Below are 14,873 nucleotides of genomic sequence, written 5' to 3'. Positions count from 1 at the left end.
CTATATCGCGATAGGAAGATATTTATGGATCTGGAAGCCTGGTCGACCCGGCTGAAAGTGTTTGCCGACGCCACCCGTGTGCGCCTGCTGGCGCTGCTGTCGCGCGAGGAGCTGACCGTCGCCGAGTTGTCGGCTATCACCCAGTTGGCCCAGCCGCGTGTCTCCACCCATCTGGCAAAGCTGAAGGAAGCCGGGCTGGTCCGCGACCGTCGCGCGGGCGTGTCGGCCTACTACCGTTTCGACGAAGACAACCTGGACACGGTACAGCGCGAACTGTGGCGCAGTCTGCGCGACGGCAGCGACGATCCGCTGCTGCGCCAGGATGCCGAGCGCGTGGCCAGCGTGCTCGCCAACCGCGCCTCCGACCAGAACTGGGCCGACAGCGTGGCCGGCGACATGGAGCGCCATTACTCCCCCGGCCGTACCTGGGAGGCGCTTGCCCGCACCGCACTACCGCTGCTGGAAACCGGCGACGTGCTCGACATCGCCTCGGGCGACGGCGTGCTGGCCGAGCTGCTCTCGCCGCATGCCAAGCGGTATGTCTGCATCGACACCAGCACGCGCGTGGTGGCGGCCGCCGGAGAACGCCTGCGCCGCTTCCCGAACGTGGAAGTGCGCGAGGGCGACATGCATGCACTGCCGTTCAAGGACGGCAGTTTCGACCTGGTCGTGCTGATGCATGCACTCACCTATTCCGCCAAGCCAGCCCAAGCCGTCGCCGAAGCGGCCCGCGTCCTGCGCCGCGGCGGCCGCCTGCTGCTCAGCAGCCTGGGCAAGCACGAACACAAGTCGGTCGTAGAGGCCTATGGCCACGTCAATCTGGGCTTCACCGAAAAAGAACTGCGCAGGTTCGCCGAGAAGGCGGGGCTGGACATCGCCAACGCCGAAACCGTCACCCGCGAGCGTCGCCCGCCCCATTTTGAAGTCCTGTCGCTGACCGCTGTGAAGTCATGAAGACCCTTCCCTGGTTGAACCCCACCCGCGCCGGCTTGCTGTCGAAGGCGCTGCAAGAACGCATCCTCATCATCGACGGCGCCATGGGCACCATGATCCAGCGCCACGGCCTGCAGGAAGCGGACTACCGCGGCGAGCGTTTCGCCGAGGGCTGCGACACGCAGCACGCGCATGAACATGGCGCCGGCTGCGGCCACGACCTCAAGGGCAACAACGACCTGCTGTTGCTGAGCAAACCCGAGGTAATCGCCGGCGTGCACACGGCCTACCTCGAGGCAGGCGCCGACCTGATCGAAACCAACACCTTCAACGCCACCTCGATCAGCCAGGCCGATTACCACCTCGAGCACCTGGTCTACGAGTTGAACAAGGCGGGGGCGCACGTCGCGCGCCAGTGCTGCGACGCTATCGAGGCAACCACGCCGGACAAACCCCGCTTCGTCATCGGCGTGCTGGGACCGACCAGCCGCACCGCTTCGATAAGCCCGGACGTGAACGATCCCGGCTACCGCAACACCAGCTTCGACGAGCTGCGCGGGACCTATCGCGAAGCCATCGAAGGCCTGATCGATGGCGGCGCCGATACCCTGATGGTGGAAACCATCTTCGACACCCTCAATGCGAAAGCCGCCCTGTACGCCATCGAGGAAGTGTTCGACACACGTGGCGGGCGCCTGCCGGTGATGATCTCGGGCACCATTACCGACGCCTCGGGCCGTACGCTGTCCGGACAGACTGCGGAAGCTTTCTACGCCTCCGTCGCGCATGGCCGTCCGCTCTCTGTCGGGCTCAACTGCGCACTGGGCGCGAAAGACCTGCGCGAACACGTCGAAACCCTGTCGACCGTCGCCGACGCGTATGTCAGCGCGCACCCCAACGCCGGTTTGCCGAATGCGTTCGGCGAGTACGACGAGACACCGGAGGAAATGGCGGCCACGTTGAAGGAGTTCGCACAGTCCGGCCTGCTCAATCTCGTCGGCGGCTGCTGTGGCACCACGCCGGCACACATCCGGGCCATCGCCGACGCCGTCGCGGGCGTTGCGCCCCGTCGCCTGCCTGCCCTGCTGGAGGCCGCCGCGTGAGTACCCGCGTCCGCCACACCCGCCTGTCCGGCCTTGAACCGCTGGTCATCACCCCGGACCTGCTGTTCGTCAACGTGGGCGAGCGCACCAACGTCACCGGCAGCGCCCAGTTCCGCAAGCTGATCAAGGAAGAGCGCTACGAGGAAGCGGTCGAGGTCGCCCGCCAGCAGGTCGCCAGCGGTGCCCAGATCCTCGACGTCAACATGGATGAAGGCCTGATCGATTCCGAGAAGGCGATGGCGCGCTTCCTCAACCTGATCATGTCCGAGCCCGACATCGCCCGCATTCCGGTGATGGTCGATTCATCCAAGTGGAGCGTCATCGAAGCGGGCTTGAAGTGCCTCCAGGGCAAGAGCGTGGTCAATTCGATCTCGCTGAAGGAAGGCGAGGAAGCCTTTGTCGAGCATGCCCGCAAGGTGCTGCGCTACGGCGCGGCCGCGGTGGTGATGGCCTTCGACGAAACCGGCCAGGCCGACACCTGTGCGCGCAAGGTGGAAATCTGCACCCGTGCCTACCGGATCCTGACCGAGGAAATCGGCTTCCCGCCCGAAGACATCATCTTCGACCCCAACATCTTCGCGGTCGCCACCGGCATCGAGGAACACGACAACTACGCCGTCGACTTCATCGAAGCCACCCGGATCATCAAGCAGACGCTGCCGCATTGCCATGTCTCGGGCGGCGTGTCGAACGTCTCGTTCTCGTTCCGCGGCAACGAGCCCGTGCGTGCCGCGATCCACTCGGTGTTCCTGTACCACGCCATCCAGGCCGGCATGGACATGGGTATCGTCAATGCGGGCGGCCTGCCCGTGTACGACGACCTCGATGCCGAACTGCGCGAGCGGGTGGAGGACGTGATCCTCAACCGCCGCAAGGATTCGACCGAACGGTTGCTGGAGATCGCCGAACGTTACAAGGGCAGGAAAGGCGAAGCGCCGGTGGAGAATCTGGCCTGGCGCGAGAAACCGGTGCGCGAGCGCCTGGCGCACGCGCTGGTGCACGGCATCGACGCCTTCGTCGACCAGGACACCGAGGAGGCCCGTGCGCAGGCGACACGGCCGCTGGACGTGATCGAAGGCCCGCTGATGGACGGCATGAACGTGGTTGGCGACCTGTTCGGCGCCGGCAAGATGTTCCTGCCGCAGGTGGTGAAGTCCGCCCGCGTGATGAAGAAGGCGGTGGCCTACCTGCTGCCCTACATCGAAGCCGAAAAGCTGCGCACCGGCGACGTGGGCAAATCGAACGGCAAGATCGTCATGGCTACCGTCAAGGGCGACGTGCACGACATCGGCAAGAATATCGTCGGCGTGGTGCTGGCCTGCAACAACTTCGACGTGGTGGACCTGGGCGTGATGGTGCCCACGCAGAAGATCCTCGACACCGCGAAGGCCGAGAATGCCGACCTGATCGGCCTGTCCGGCCTGATCACGCCGTCGCTGGAGGAAATGACCCACGTGGCGCGCGAGATGCAGCGGCAAGGCTTCTCCATGCCCCTGCTGATCGGGGGCGCGACCACCTCCCGCGCGCACACCGCGCTGAAGATCGATCCGCACTACGATGCGCCCACCGTGTGGGTGAAGGATGCCTCGCGTGCCGTGGGTGTGGCGCAATCGCTGATCTCCCGCGACATGCGCGCGGCGTTCGTCGCCGCCAACGATGCCGACTACGCGGAAATCCGCGAACGCCACCGCAACCGTGGCGATGCGAAACGGCTGGTCTCGCTGGAAAAGGCGCGAGGCCAGAAGTTCAACGGTGGTTGGGACGACTATTCTCCGCCTGCGCCCAACCAGCCTGGCGTGCATGTCTTCCACGACTACCCGCTGGCGGAACTGGTCGAGCTCATCGATTGGACGCCTTTCTTCCAGGCATGGGAGCTGGCGGGCAAGTATCCCGCCATCCTGACCGACGACGTGGTGGGCTCGCAGGCCAGTGAGCTGTACCAGGACGCGCGGACAATGCTGGGGCGCATCGTTGCCGAGAAATGGTTGACGGCGAAAGCGGTATTCGGCCTGTGGCCGGCCAACAGCGTCGGCGATGACGTCGAACTCCAGCACGAAGGGCGCACCGAACGCCTGTGCTTCCTGCGCCAGCAAGTGGACAAGCCTGCCGAGCGTCCGGACTTCTGCCTGGCGGACTTCATCGCACCGAAGGATTCCGGCAGGCAGGACTGGATCGGCGCCTTTGCCGTCACCGCCGGCATCGGCATCGATGAACATGTCGCCCGCTTCGAGGCCGACCACGACGACTACAACGCCATCCTACTGAAAGCCCTCGCCGACCGGCTTGCCGAAGCCCTCGCCGAGCGGCTGCACCAGCGCGTGCGCAAGGAGTTCTGGGGATTCGCGTCCGACGAAGCACTGGGCAACGAGGCCTTGATCGCCGAACAGTACCGCGGCATCCGTCCGGCGCCGGGCTATCCCGCCTGCCCGGAACATAGCGAGAAAGCCACCCTGTTCCGCCTGCTGGACGCACCCGGCAATGCCGGCATGTCGCTGACGGAGAGTTTCGCGATGCTGCCGACGGCGGCGGTGTCTGGCTACTACTTCAGCCACCCGCAGAGCCAGTACTTCGTCGTAGGCCGGGTGTCGAAGGAGCAGGCGGCCGACTACGCGAAACGCAAGGGCGTGGAGCTGGCGCAGGTGGAAAGATGGCTGGCGTCCAACCTGGACTACGACCCGGAATAAGCGCCATCGCGCGCAGCGGCGAGCCCACCCCCTGTCGACATGCCCGGGAGAGCGGAGCGCAATGCGCGCTCCGCTAGAATGCGTATCCCGCCCGTGCCTGCGTCCCTCATGCCACCCTCGCCCCCTGCCGAAGGCCGGACGTCACCCGTCGCTGCGCATGGAGCAGCGACATGAGGGATGCCATCCCGACGACCGCGTATCCCGCGGCCCGCCTGTCGAGTTTCTACTTTTCGTACTACGCGGTACTGGGCGCCTTTACACCGTACTGGAGCCTGTACCTGGAATCGCGCGGCCTCAGCGTGGCCGCCATCAGTGTGCTGATGAGCCTGTGGTACGCCACACGTATCGTCTCGCCCAGCCTGTGGACCACGCTGGCTGCGCGCTCGCCGAATCCGATCCGCTGGCTGCACCTGGGCTGCGCGCTGGCATTGGGCTGCTTTGCGCTGTTCCTGCTGCCGCTGGAACACGCAGGCCTGTTCGCGGTGATGCTCGGCTTCTGTTTCGCCTACAACGCCGTGATGCCGCAGTTCGAATCGATCACGATGTCGCATCTCGGTACGCGCAGCGACCGCTATGGCCTGATCCGCGTCTGGGGCTCGATCGGCTTCATCCTGGTGGTATCGCTGTTCGGCTGGCTGATCGACGTGCGCCGGCTGGGCGTGGGTGCATTGCCATGGCTGATGCTGCCGGTGCTGACGGGGGTCTTCGCATCCGCTTTGTCGAACCGCTACGCACGCGAGCCGGAACACCACCCGGTCGATCAGCAGGACGGCTTCCGCGCGCGATTGCGCAGGCCACAGGTGATCGCGTTCTTCGTGGCGGCGTTCCTTACCCAGATCTCGTTCGGCCCGTTCTACACGTTCTTCTCGATCTACCTCTCCGAACACGGCTACGCGACCGCGACACAAGGCGTGCTGTGGACGGTGGGCGTGCTGGCCGAGATCGGCGTGTTCTTCCTGGCCAGCCGCATCTTCCGGCGCTGGGATGCCAGCCGCGTGCTCATGGTCGCGCTGTTCAGTGCGTCGGTGCGCTGGCTGGCCACCGCCCTGTTCCCCGACAACACGCCGGTGATGGTGCTGGCGCAGCTGACGCATGCGCTCAACTTCGGCGCCTTCTTCGCGGCCGCCATGCAGTTGCTGGTGCGCTTCTTCCCGGGCCGCATGAATGGACATGGCCAGGGCGTGTTCTATGGTCTGTCGTCCGGCGTGGGCGGCGTAGCGGGCGCGTTGCTGGCAGGCCAGCTGTGGCGCTTCGGGGGCGAGACCGCATTCCTTGCTTCGTCGGTGATCGCGCTGATCGCCGCTTTCATCGTCTGGAACTGGCTGATCCGGCCCGGAACGTCTACGGCGCAGTTGGGCGACGACTGATCGATTCACCTCGGCCTAAGAGCCGTGGCGTGCACCCTCCAGGATGCATACTCTCTTCAGGAATCGCCCGATCTCGTCTGCCGCCGCCACCGGTGCCAACTGGAGCAGGAAGTGCGGTGCATCGATGACGACCTGCTGCGCATTGCGTGCCAGACGAACGATCTCGTCACCTGCCCTTGCTGCTACCAGCCTGTCCCGGCGGGCCTGAAGATGGAGCAGCGGAAGGTCCAGTGCAGCGAGTTGACGACGGACGTCCACGCGCAGCGCCGCCAGTGCCCGTTGGCGCAACACCTCGATCGGGATCGCCTCAAGGACGGCATCCAACTCCCTTCGCAATGGCGCCGGCAGCATGCCACCTGCCAGCACGCGTTCCAGTGCGAACACAGGCAACGATATGGCCGACAATCGATCCAGTACCGCAGCACAAGCGAGGCTGAAAGGGAGCGGTGCGCGGACGAAACTCGCCGCCAGCACCACGGCCCTGACATGGCACGGGTTGCGATGGGCGAGCATCACGGCCAGGGGACCGGCGAAGGACTCGGCAATCAGCACCATATCCGTGTTCCGCCGCAATGCCGGCTCGAGCGCTTCGACCAGCGCCGCATACCCGCTGAAGTACCCGCTGTCATAGGCGAGCACCTCGGCGTCGTGATCGCCCCGGAATGCATCGAGCAAAGGCGTGTAGAGCCGACCGGTGCCATCCAGCCCGGGCAGCAGGCAGAGACGGGGACGACGATCAGTGCGCGTCACCACACCAGGTCGTCGGGCACCTGGTATTGCGGGTCGGCATAGGGATCCTGATCGGCCGGGGCGTCCGGATCGACTTTCAGCGCGACGGCGGGCGCGAAGATCGCTTCGGCTTCTGCGAGCACGGCGGCAGTGACCAGCAGGTAGCGGCCGTTCTGCTGCACCACGCCGAGTTCGCCCGCGTTGAGCGCCTTCAGTTGCGTTGCGTTGACGTAGATGCGCTTGATCTTGCCGCCATACGGGAAGTGGCGCGCGATGTCGGCTTCCGCGTCGTTGAGGCCCTTGTCCTGCAGGAACGCGTCGAGTTTCGCCCTCGCTTCGCGGCGCAAGCGCGCTTCCTCCTGCTTCACACGCTCCGCTTCGATGCGCTCGTCCTTCTCGCGCTGGGCCCGGATGGCGTAGGCCTTGGCGAGGTCGATGTCTTCCTGGCTGCGCTTGGGCCTGGGCTTGCCTCCACTCTGCGGCGGGCGCGGCTTGCCGCCGTGGCCCGGCTTCGGGTGCGCGGTACCCTTGCCGGTCGGCTTCTGCGCATCGCGTCGCTGGTCAGGCCGGCGCTCGGGTTTGCGCTCGGGCTTCGGTGCGGGCTTGAAGCCCAGGCCCAGCAACTGGTCGCGGAGTGAATCGGTCATCGGTCTTTCGTGGGGACTGTTGTGTCCCAAGCGTATCAATAATGCGGCGGTGGCGGTTCGTTGGCAGGATCCTCGAACAGCGAGGTGCGCACCTTTCCCAGCTCCTCCACCATGTGCCGCAGCAGCAGCGCGGTGCGCTGGTTCTCCGCGCGCGCGTCCGCCAGTGCCTCGCTCAGTTCGTTGAGCGAATGCTCCTGGAACGCCAGGCGGGTTTCCATCTCCACCAGGCGGCGTTCAAGCGTGTCGCCCTGCAACGGCAGATCAGTCTGCATGTACGGACCTTCCGCGCCCGATGCCGTAGTAAGCGATACCCATGGCTTCCACCTCGCCCGGCTCGTACAGGTTGCGGCCGTCGAAAATCACCGCGTCACCGAGCGTATCGCGCAGGCGCGCGAAATCCGGGCTGCGGAACTGCTTCCACTCGGTCACCACCACCAGCGCATCCGCACCGTCGACGGCGGCGCGCGCATCATCGCAAAGCACCAGGTCGTCACGTTCACCGAAGATCCTGGCGGCTTCCTCGCCGGCCTCCGGGTCATAGGCGCGGACCTTCGCACCGGCGTCCCACAACTCCGCGAGCAGCCTGCGACTGCTGGCTTCGCGCATGTCGTCGGTATTGGGCTTGAATGACAGCCCCCACACCGCGAATGTCCTGCCACGGATGCCCTCGTCTTCGCCACGGTCATAGTGGCGCTGGATCAGTTCGAACAGATGCGCCTTCTGGCGGTGGTTCACCGCTTCCACCGCCTGCAGCAGTTCGGCCTGGTAACCATGCTGTTGCGCGGTGCGTGCCAGCGCCTGTACGTCCTTGGGGAAGCAGGAGCCGCCGTAGCCTGCACCGGGATAGATGAAATGCCAGCCGATGCGCGGATCGGAACCGATGCCCTGCCGCACATGCTCCACGTCGGCACCGACGCGTTCGGCGATGTTCGCGATCTCGTTCATGAAGCTGATCTTGGTGGCCAGCATCGCGTTGGCGGCGTACTTGGTCAGCTCGGCAGAGCGCACGTCCATGACGACGATGCGCTCATGGTTACGATTGAAGGGTGCGTAGAGACGGCGCAGTTTCTCCACGGCCTGCGGATCCGACGCGCCGATGACGATGCGGTCAGGGCGCATGCAGTCGTTGACCGCATCGCCTTCCTTGAGGAACTCGGGATTGGAGACGACATCGAACGCGATCTCCACGCCGCGCGCCGCGAGTTCGGCGTCGATGGCCGCCCTCACCTTGTCGGCGGTGCCGACCGGCACCGTGGACTTGTTGACCACGATGCAAGGCTGCTGGAGGTTGCGGCCGATGGTGTGGGCCACCGCCAGGACGTACTGCAGGTCGGCGCTGCCGTCCTCATCGGGAGGGGTACCCACGGCGATGAACACCACGTCGCCGTGCGCGATGGCCTCTTCCGCAACGGTGGTGAACCGCAGGCGCCCGGCGGCATGGTTGGCCTTCACCATCGGCGACAGGCCGGGCTCGTAGATGGGGACGATGCCGTGATTGAGGCCATCGACCTTCGCGGGGTCGATGTCCATGCAGACCACGTCATGCCCGACCTCGGCCAGGCAGGTGCCTGTCACCAGCCCGACGTAACCGGTACCGAAGATCGCAACGCGCATGAAAGCACTTCCTGGCCGGGGGAGCCGCGATTACACCAGCGACTTATTGCAGCACGCCCATCAATTCGACGTCGAAGGTCAGCGTCGCATCCGGGCCGATCTTGCCGCCGGGTGCACCATTGGGACCGTAGGCCAGGTTGGACGGAATCCAGAAGCGATACTTGGCACCCACGGGCATCAAGGCCACGCCTTCGGTCCAGCCCGCGATGACCTGGTTCAGGCCGAACTCGGCCGGCTCACCGCGCGCATACGAACTGTCGAAGACCTCGCCGTTGAGCAGCTTGCCTTCATAGTTCACCCGTACACGGCTGGTGGACATCGGCCGCTGTCCGTTGCCCTGGCGCAGCACCATGTACTGCAGCCCCGACGGGGTGGTGACCACGCCGGGCTTGGTCTTGTTGGTGGAGAGGAACTTGGCACCCTCGTCGCGATTGCGCTGCGAAGCACCGGCCTGGCGCTTGGCGATATAGGCCTGCATCTCGGCCTGCGCCTGCTCCACGCTCAGCAGGGGCGTGCCGCTCTTGCTGGTCAGCGTGCGCACAGCCTGGGCGAGCACGGCCGTGTCCAGCTCATCCTTGAACGGCATCAGCGAGGGGCCCACCACATAGGTGCCCAGGAACAGGCCGACCTTGGTCTTGTCGACCGCCGGCGGCGTGCTGCCCGGTGGCATGCCGGGGACCGGCTGGCCATCGGCCACCGCCAGGTTCACCCGCAGCAACTGATCGGTGGCCTGCGCTTCCTGCTCGGAGATCAGCGCGGGCTTGCCGGCGAACGTGTTGATGATCGCGCGCTCGAACGCAGCCACATCGAGGAATGGCCCCACCGGCTGCAGCGAATTACCCACATCCACACCAATCGCGTAGCTCACCTTGTCGCGCTCGGTGACCAGCGCGGTTTTTTCCTGTGCAGACACGCTGCCTCCCAGCATCGAAAACGAGATTGCCAACAACACGGCTGCGCCGCGGACCGACCGCTTCATCCTTTCTGCTCCTGGAACCTGCGCCACGATGGCGGCGCCAAACCCATATTGTGGCATGCCAGCCACCCGCGAAGGCACTGCATCAACGCGCGGCGCGCGGGGCCTTCAATTCGCGCTCGATCGCTTCCACCACGGCGGGGTCTTCAGGCGAGACCTTGCTGGGGAAGTTCGCCACCACGCGACCGTCGCGGCTGATCAGGTACTTGTGGAAGTTCCAGCCAGGCGCGGTACCCGTCGCCTGCGCCAGTGAGCGATAAAGCGGCGTCGCTTGTTCGCCCGTCACCGTCACTTTCTCGAACATCGGAAACTTGACGCCATAGGTCAGCGTGCAGAACTCCTGGATTTCCTTTTCGCTGCCCGGCTCCTGGCCCCTGAAGTCATTGGAAGGAAAGCCGAGCACCGCGAAGCCCTGTCCGGCGTAGCGCTGGTGCAGCGACTCCAGCCCCTCGTACTGCGGCGTGTAGCCGCATTTGCTGGCAGTGTTCACCACCAGCAGCACCTGACCCGCATACTTTTCCTTCAGGTTGACGGGGGCCTTGCCGGCCAGTGGACGGTAGGCGACGTCCAGCAAACCGGCTGCCAGCACGGTCGCGGAGACGCTCACAAGCGCAAGAAATGACAGCATTTTCAATGACTTGAACTTCATGACCTCACCCCACTATTACGAACATGACAAGTATGCCTTCAGTTGGGTGACAAAACCCGCTCACCCCGTTGACGGCCTGTGTTTTGGTGTTATAGTTGAATACAACACCACTCACCCAACTCACGGGGGGATGCCATGAACCAGAAATTGACCCACGCCCTGCCCAGCCTCGCTGTCGGTGGCCTGCTGCTGGCAGTGGGCGCGCTGGCGGCCGTCACCGGCGCACGCACGGCCGAGGTGGAGTCCGTCGCGCTGGTGGGCGCGCTGGAATCCGAAGCCCTCGAGATCGCAGGCGACGACGGCAAGCCCGAAGCCCGGCAGCACAAGCGCCGCGCGCGAGCATCGCTGGCCATGCCCTATTTCTCCTTTGGCCAATCGCTGCGTCCGAGGAGCTGAGCCATGACATCCATCCAATGGAGCGACGGCGCTCCCATCTACCGCCAGCTGAAGGATCGCGTGATCGCGATGATGCTGGACGGCATCCTGAAGCCGGGTGACGCGCTGCCCTCCGTCCGCCAGGTGGCGGCGGAGTACCAGCTCAACCCGATCACCGTTTCGCGTGCCTACCAGGAGCTGGCGGATGAAGCCCTGGTAGAGAAGCGCCGCGGCCTAGGCATGTTCGTCACCGACGAGGCGGCCAAGAAGCTGCGCGGCACCGAGCGCGAGCGGTTCCTGACCGAGGAATGGCCCGCCGTCGCCGAGCGCATCGAGCGCCTGGGCCTGTCCATCGAAGATCTGCTGCAATCCAAGGGGAAGAAGTGATGAATGCCGCAATCGCCAACGCCGTGGTGTCGGCCCACGGCCTGCGCAAGGCCTACAGGAACAAGCTTGCGCTGGACAACACGAGCTTCGAGATCGAAGCGGGCAAGATCATCGGTCTGATCGGTCCCAACGGGGCCGGCAAGACCACCGCGCTCAAGGCCATCCTGGGCCTGACGCCGTTCGAGGGCCAGCTGAAGGTGCTGGGCATGGATCCGCGCAAGGACCGCGACGAGCTGATGAAGGATGTCTGCTTCATCGCCGACGTGGCGGTGCTGCCGCGCTGGATGAAGGTCAAGGAGGCCATCGACTTCGTAGGCGGCGTGCATCCGCGCTTCGATCGCGCCAAATGCGAGCGTTTCCTCGCCAATACCCAGTTGAAGCCCAACCTGCGCGTGCGCGAAATGTCCAAGGGCATGATCGTGCAACTGCACCTGGCGCTGGTGATGGCCATCGACGCGAAGCTGCTGGTGCTAGACGAGCCCACGCTGGGCCTGGACATCCTGTACCGCAAGCAGTTCTACCAGCGCCTGCTGGAGGATTACTTCGACGAACAGAAGACCATCATCGTCACCACCCACCAGGTGGAGGAGATCGAGCACATCCTCACCGACGTCATGTTCATCCGCGACGGCAAGATCGTGCTGACCTCGCAGATGGAGGACATGGCCGAGCGCTACACCGAGGTGCTGGTCAGTGGCGAGGCGGTCGACCAGGCCCGCGCCCTGAAACCCATCGACGAACGCGCCCTGCCCTTCGGCAAGACCGTACTGTTGTTCGACGGCGTGCCGAAAGGACATCTCGCCGCCCTCGGCGAAATCCGTACCCCTGGCCTGGCCGACCTGTTCGTCGCCATCATGAAAGGAACCTACGCATGAACGCCGTGACTTCGACGTTGGGCAAATCCTCCAAGCCGGGCGCGTTCACGTGGTTGCTGAAGCGCGAGTTCTGGGAAAACCGTGGCGGCTTCTTCTGGGCGCCTGTCATCACCGGCGGCATCTTCGTGGTGCTCAACCTGATCCTGGCCGTCATTGGCAGCATCGCCGCACGTGGCCAGATGAACGGCGGTGGCTTCAGCGTCGAGGAGGCGCCGGAAAAAGCCCACCAGATAGTCGGTGGCATCGGCGACGGCATGCTGTTGGGCGGCGTGATCCTGGCCTGCGTGGTCCTGGCCTTCGTGGTCTTCTTCTACGCCTTGGGCACGCTGTACGACGACCGCCGCGACCGCAGCGTGCTGTTCTGGAAGTCCTTGCCGATCTCCGATACGCACATGGTGCTGTCAAAGCTGGCGTGGGCCCTGGTGCTGGCACCGTTGCTGGCGGTGGGGGTCGGCATTCTGATCGGCTTGGCCATGTGGCTGATCTCGGCGCTGACCATTTCCATCAACGGCCTGCCCGCGGGCGGTGCAGTGTTCACCCATTCGCATCCGCTGCGCATCATCGGCGGCGTGCTTGCCTCCCTGCCCGTCTACGTGTTCTGGGCATTGCCGGCGGTGGGCTGGCTGATGTTCTGCTCGGCCTGGTCGCGCAGCAAGCCGTTCCTCTGGGCGGTGCTGGTGCCGGTGCTGGCGTGCGTCATCATCAGCATGACCGACATCCTGCCGGGCCTGGAGGTCCGCCACGATCTGATCTGGTACACCGTGGTCTACCGCGGGTTGGCGAGCGTCATCCCGGGCGCTTGGTTCCCCACCCTGCCGGGGGGAGCCGCCAACCCGCATGCCGACTTCAACTCGCCGGACGAACTGGCCAATGCCATCGACCTGACCCGCAGCTGGCAGGCCTTCGCCACGGCCGATCTTTGGATCGGTGCGGTGATCGGTGTCGCCCTGATCGTCGGTGCGATCTACCTGCGTCGCTGGCGCGAAAGCGAATAAACCTCCCCGGGGCGGCGCCCCAACGCCGCCCGCTTTGATCCGACATGACAAGGGACATCTCCATGCGCAAGAACGCTCTACTGGTCCGCAGCGCCTCCATCGCCGCCGCCCTGTTGCTGGCGGGCTGCCAACCGCCACAGGACAAGCAGGACAACGCGCCCACGGGCATCGCCGCCGAAGCGATGGGCGAAGTGGCCAAGGGCCTGGGCGAGGCCAGCCAGGAAATGGAAAAGGCCCGCGAGGAAATAGCCACCGCGCGCGAACGCCTGGCTCGCGAGAATCTGTCGCTCAACCGCAACGAAAACGAATCCCTGCCCAAGGCCGAGATAACCCCGACCGGCGACCTGTTGATCGAAGGCAAGGCGGTCGCGACCACGCCGGAACAGAAGGCGCTGGTGCTTGCCTATCGCGGCGAGTTGCTGGGCGTGGTCGGCGACGGCATGGCCATCGGCATGGAAGGTGCCCGCGTGGGCATCGATGCCGCGGCCTCGGCCTTGAAGGGCGTACTGGCCGGCCAGTCAGGCGACGAGATCGGCCAGCAGGTCGGTGAACAGGCCAAGGCGAAGATCAAGCCCATGGTGGCGCAGCTGTGCACACGCCTGCCGGGACTGCTCAACGCGCAGCAGGCACTGGCTGCCGCACTGCCCGAGTTCAAGCCTTACGCGGGCATGGACCAGTCCGACGTGGATGACTGCGGCGATGCCAACGGCGACGGCAACTGGAGCTTCTGAGTTTTCCACCGTCGGCCGCATCTCGCGCGGCACGCAATCCCTGAGGGTTTCGCGAATGACGCGTGTATCCCCCATACAAAGGAGAACCGACATGCATTCCACACGCATCCGCCGCGCCCTGATGCCCCTGCTGCTGGCGAGTCTGCTGCCGCTCGCCGCACTGGCAGCGAACACGAAGGAAGGCAGCATCGACCGCGAGATCAGTGCCGACCTGGCGAGCGCGCGCAACGAAGTGCGGGCAGAACTGGCCGTTGCCCGCCGTGAGTTGGAAACCGGCAATCTGCAGCTGGGCGACAACATGCGCTTCGGAGCATCGTCCGGCAACCGCGCCGCCGACAAGGACACATCACTTCCGAAGGCGGAGATAACTCCCCTTGGTGACTTCCTGATCGAAGGCACGCCGGTCGCCATCGACGACCGCCAGCGGCAGGAACTGCTGAGTTATCGCGGCCAGATGATCGACATCGCCAAGGTCGGCATCGACATCGGCGAGCGCAGCGCGCAAGCGGCGTTGGATGTGGTGGACCGGGGCATCTTCAGCCTGGTGTTCGGCGCCATGACCGGCAGCCTGGAGCGCCGCGTGGAAAAGACTGTGAGGGAAACCATCGAGCCGGGCGTTCGGCAGATCTGCCACAGCCTGCCGGCGTTGCGGGACAGCCAGGAGCGCCTGTCCGCCAGCCTGCCGCCATTCCGTCCCTACGCCACGCTGGAAGCGGACGATGTCGAGGACTGCGAGGAGGAAGTCCGCCGCGAGTTTGCCAAGCGGTAACCCCCATCGAGTTCGCCGGGCGCGCCGCCCCTCGCCGCC

The 14,873-nt window shown here is 65.3% G+C and carries 16 protein-coding genes; 10 read left to right on the top strand and 6 right to left on the bottom strand.

The features are described from left to right. Positions 1 to 24 precede the first annotated feature (24 nt). The 4 genes from FB548_RS13775 (at position 25) to FB548_RS13760 (ending at position 6,087) form a co-directional block, all read left to right on the top strand. On the top strand, positions 25 to 954 hold the full coding sequence (locus FB548_RS13775; protein ID WP_142125347.1) for a metalloregulator ArsR/SmtB family transcription factor: 930 nt from the start codon (positions 25 to 27) through the stop codon (positions 952 to 954). Further along, positions 951 to 2,036 carry a homocysteine S-methyltransferase family protein gene (locus FB548_RS13770; RefSeq protein WP_142125346.1) on the top strand — a complete coding sequence of 362 codons (1,086 nt, stop codon included), beginning with the start codon at positions 951 to 953 and terminating at the stop codon, positions 2,034 to 2,036. Before FB548_RS13775 ends, FB548_RS13770 begins: the two co-directional genes overlap by 4 nt. Further along, the gene (gene metH / locus FB548_RS13765; RefSeq protein WP_142125345.1) at positions 2,033 to 4,720 is read left to right on the top strand and encodes a methionine synthase; all 2,688 of its coding nucleotides are present in this window, start codon (positions 2,033 to 2,035) and stop codon (positions 4,718 to 4,720) included. Before FB548_RS13770 ends, metH begins: the two co-directional genes overlap by 4 nt. Before the next feature lie 170 nt (positions 4,721 to 4,890). Further along, positions 4,891 to 6,087 (top strand): MFS transporter, encoded by a 1,197-nt coding sequence (locus tag FB548_RS13760; protein ID WP_142125344.1) that lies wholly within the window; start codon positions 4,891 to 4,893, stop codon positions 6,085 to 6,087. Between the two features lie 15 nt (positions 6,088 to 6,102). On the opposite strand, the gene FB548_RS13755 is transcribed toward FB548_RS13760, so the two are convergent. The 6 genes from FB548_RS13755 to FB548_RS13730 all read right to left on the bottom strand — a co-directional run bounded on the left by FB548_RS13755 (position 6,103) and on the right by FB548_RS13730 (position 10,681). Continuing rightward, positions 6,103 to 6,837 carry an alpha/beta hydrolase gene (locus FB548_RS13755; RefSeq protein WP_221625963.1) on the bottom strand — a complete coding sequence of 245 codons (735 nt, stop codon included), beginning with the start codon at positions 6,835 to 6,837 and terminating at the stop codon, positions 6,103 to 6,105. Beyond that, positions 6,834 to 7,463 carry a DUF2058 family protein gene (locus tag FB548_RS13750; RefSeq protein ID WP_142125342.1) on the bottom strand — a complete coding sequence of 210 codons (630 nt, stop codon included), beginning with the start codon at positions 7,461 to 7,463 and terminating at the stop codon, positions 6,834 to 6,836. Before FB548_RS13750 ends, FB548_RS13755 begins: the two co-directional genes overlap by 4 nt. A gap of 35 nt (positions 7,464 to 7,498) precedes the next feature. Next, positions 7,499 to 7,735: a SlyX family protein gene (locus FB548_RS13745; protein ID WP_142125341.1), complete on the bottom strand. Its 237-nt coding sequence runs from the start codon at positions 7,733 to 7,735 to the stop codon at positions 7,499 to 7,501. Then, positions 7,725 to 9,077: a UDP-glucose/GDP-mannose dehydrogenase family protein gene (locus FB548_RS13740; protein WP_142125340.1), complete on the bottom strand. Its 1,353-nt coding sequence runs from the start codon at positions 9,075 to 9,077 to the stop codon at positions 7,725 to 7,727. Before FB548_RS13740 ends, FB548_RS13745 begins: the two co-directional genes overlap by 11 nt. Positions 9,078 to 9,120: 43 nt before the next feature. Beyond that, positions 9,121 to 10,056, bottom strand: coding sequence for an FKBP-type peptidyl-prolyl cis-trans isomerase (locus tag FB548_RS13735; RefSeq protein WP_142125339.1), 936 nt, complete (start codon positions 10,054 to 10,056; stop codon positions 9,121 to 9,123). Positions 10,057 to 10,138: 82 nt separating this feature from the next. Then, complete coding sequence (locus FB548_RS13730; RefSeq protein WP_255470572.1) at positions 10,139 to 10,681, bottom strand: glutathione peroxidase; 543 nt, start codon at positions 10,679 to 10,681, stop codon at positions 10,139 to 10,141. A gap of 156 nt (positions 10,682 to 10,837) precedes the next feature. Between FB548_RS13730 and FB548_RS13725 the strand changes: the two genes are divergently transcribed. From FB548_RS13725 to FB548_RS13700, 6 genes are all read left to right on the top strand, one after another. Beyond that, the gene (locus FB548_RS13725; RefSeq protein ID WP_142125337.1) at positions 10,838 to 11,098 is read left to right on the top strand and encodes a hypothetical protein; all 261 of its coding nucleotides are present in this window, start codon (positions 10,838 to 10,840) and stop codon (positions 11,096 to 11,098) included. 3 nt (positions 11,099 to 11,101) lie between these two features. Next, a complete protein-coding gene (locus tag FB548_RS13720; RefSeq protein WP_142125336.1) occupies positions 11,102 to 11,464 on the top strand; it encodes a GntR family transcriptional regulator in 363 nt (120 codons plus the stop codon). Beyond that, positions 11,464 to 12,339 (top strand): ABC transporter ATP-binding protein, encoded by an 876-nt coding sequence (locus FB548_RS13715; RefSeq protein WP_142125335.1) that lies wholly within the window; start codon positions 11,464 to 11,466, stop codon positions 12,337 to 12,339. Before FB548_RS13720 ends, FB548_RS13715 begins: the two co-directional genes overlap by 1 nt. Further along, entirely contained in the window at positions 12,336 to 13,334 is a 999-nt protein-coding gene (locus FB548_RS13710) for an ABC transporter permease (RefSeq protein ID WP_142125334.1), read from the top strand. The genes FB548_RS13715 and FB548_RS13710 overlap by 4 nt, the downstream gene beginning before the upstream one ends. 62 nt (positions 13,335 to 13,396) lie before the next feature. After that, positions 13,397 to 14,065 carry a hypothetical protein gene (locus FB548_RS13705; RefSeq protein WP_142125333.1) on the top strand — a complete coding sequence of 223 codons (669 nt, stop codon included), beginning with the start codon at positions 13,397 to 13,399 and terminating at the stop codon, positions 14,063 to 14,065. Between the two features lie 91 nt (positions 14,066 to 14,156). After that, on the top strand, positions 14,157 to 14,834 hold the full coding sequence (locus FB548_RS13700; RefSeq protein ID WP_142125332.1) for a hypothetical protein: 678 nt from the start codon (positions 14,157 to 14,159) through the stop codon (positions 14,832 to 14,834). Positions 14,835 to 14,873: the final 39 nt, after the last annotated feature.

It is taken from the genome of Pseudoxanthomonas sp. 3HH-4 (assembly GCF_006716465.1).
GTDB lineage: Bacteria > Pseudomonadota > Gammaproteobacteria > Xanthomonadales > Xanthomonadaceae > Pseudoxanthomonas_A.
Note: the sequence above shows the minus strand (reverse complement) of the source record. Positions and strands in the feature narration are given on the sequence as shown.

What these genes read in the sequence shown, in the direction of transcription:
- FB548_RS13775 (WP_142125347.1), top strand. Translation starts at nt 25, where the DNA reads ATGGATCTGGAAGCCTGGTCGACCCGGCTGAAAGTGTTTGCCGACGCC.
- FB548_RS13770 (WP_142125346.1), top strand. Translation starts at nt 951, where the DNA reads ATGAAGACCCTTCCCTGGTTGAACCCCACCCGCGCCGGCTTGCTGTCG.
- FB548_RS13760 (WP_142125344.1), top strand. Translation starts at nt 4,891, where the DNA reads ATGAGGGATGCCATCCCGACGACCGCGTATCCCGCGGCCCGCCTGTCG.
- FB548_RS13750 (WP_142125342.1), bottom strand. Translation starts at nt 7,463, where the DNA reads ATGACCGATTCACTCCGCGACCAGTTGCTGGGCCTGGGCTTCAAGCCC.
- FB548_RS13745 (WP_142125341.1), bottom strand. Translation starts at nt 7,735, where the DNA reads ATGCAGACTGATCTGCCGTTGCAGGGCGACACGCTTGAACGCCGCCTG.
- FB548_RS13740 (WP_142125340.1), bottom strand. Translation starts at nt 9,077, where the DNA reads ATGCGCGTTGCGATCTTCGGTACCGGTTACGTCGGGCTGGTGACAGGC.
- FB548_RS13735 (WP_142125339.1), bottom strand. Translation starts at nt 10,056, where the DNA reads ATGAAGCGGTCGGTCCGCGGCGCAGCCGTGTTGTTGGCAATCTCGTTT.
- FB548_RS13730 (WP_255470572.1), bottom strand. Translation starts at nt 10,681, where the DNA reads ATGCTGTCATTTCTTGCGCTTGTGAGCGTCTCCGCGACCGTGCTGGCA.
- FB548_RS13725 (WP_142125337.1), top strand. Translation starts at nt 10,838, where the DNA reads ATGAACCAGAAATTGACCCACGCCCTGCCCAGCCTCGCTGTCGGTGGC.
- FB548_RS13720 (WP_142125336.1), top strand. Translation starts at nt 11,102, where the DNA reads ATGACATCCATCCAATGGAGCGACGGCGCTCCCATCTACCGCCAGCTG.
- FB548_RS13715 (WP_142125335.1), top strand. Translation starts at nt 11,464, where the DNA reads ATGAATGCCGCAATCGCCAACGCCGTGGTGTCGGCCCACGGCCTGCGC.
- FB548_RS13710 (WP_142125334.1), top strand. Translation starts at nt 12,336, where the DNA reads ATGAACGCCGTGACTTCGACGTTGGGCAAATCCTCCAAGCCGGGCGCG.
- FB548_RS13705 (WP_142125333.1), top strand. Translation starts at nt 13,397, where the DNA reads ATGCGCAAGAACGCTCTACTGGTCCGCAGCGCCTCCATCGCCGCCGCC.
- FB548_RS13700 (WP_142125332.1), top strand. Translation starts at nt 14,157, where the DNA reads ATGCATTCCACACGCATCCGCCGCGCCCTGATGCCCCTGCTGCTGGCG.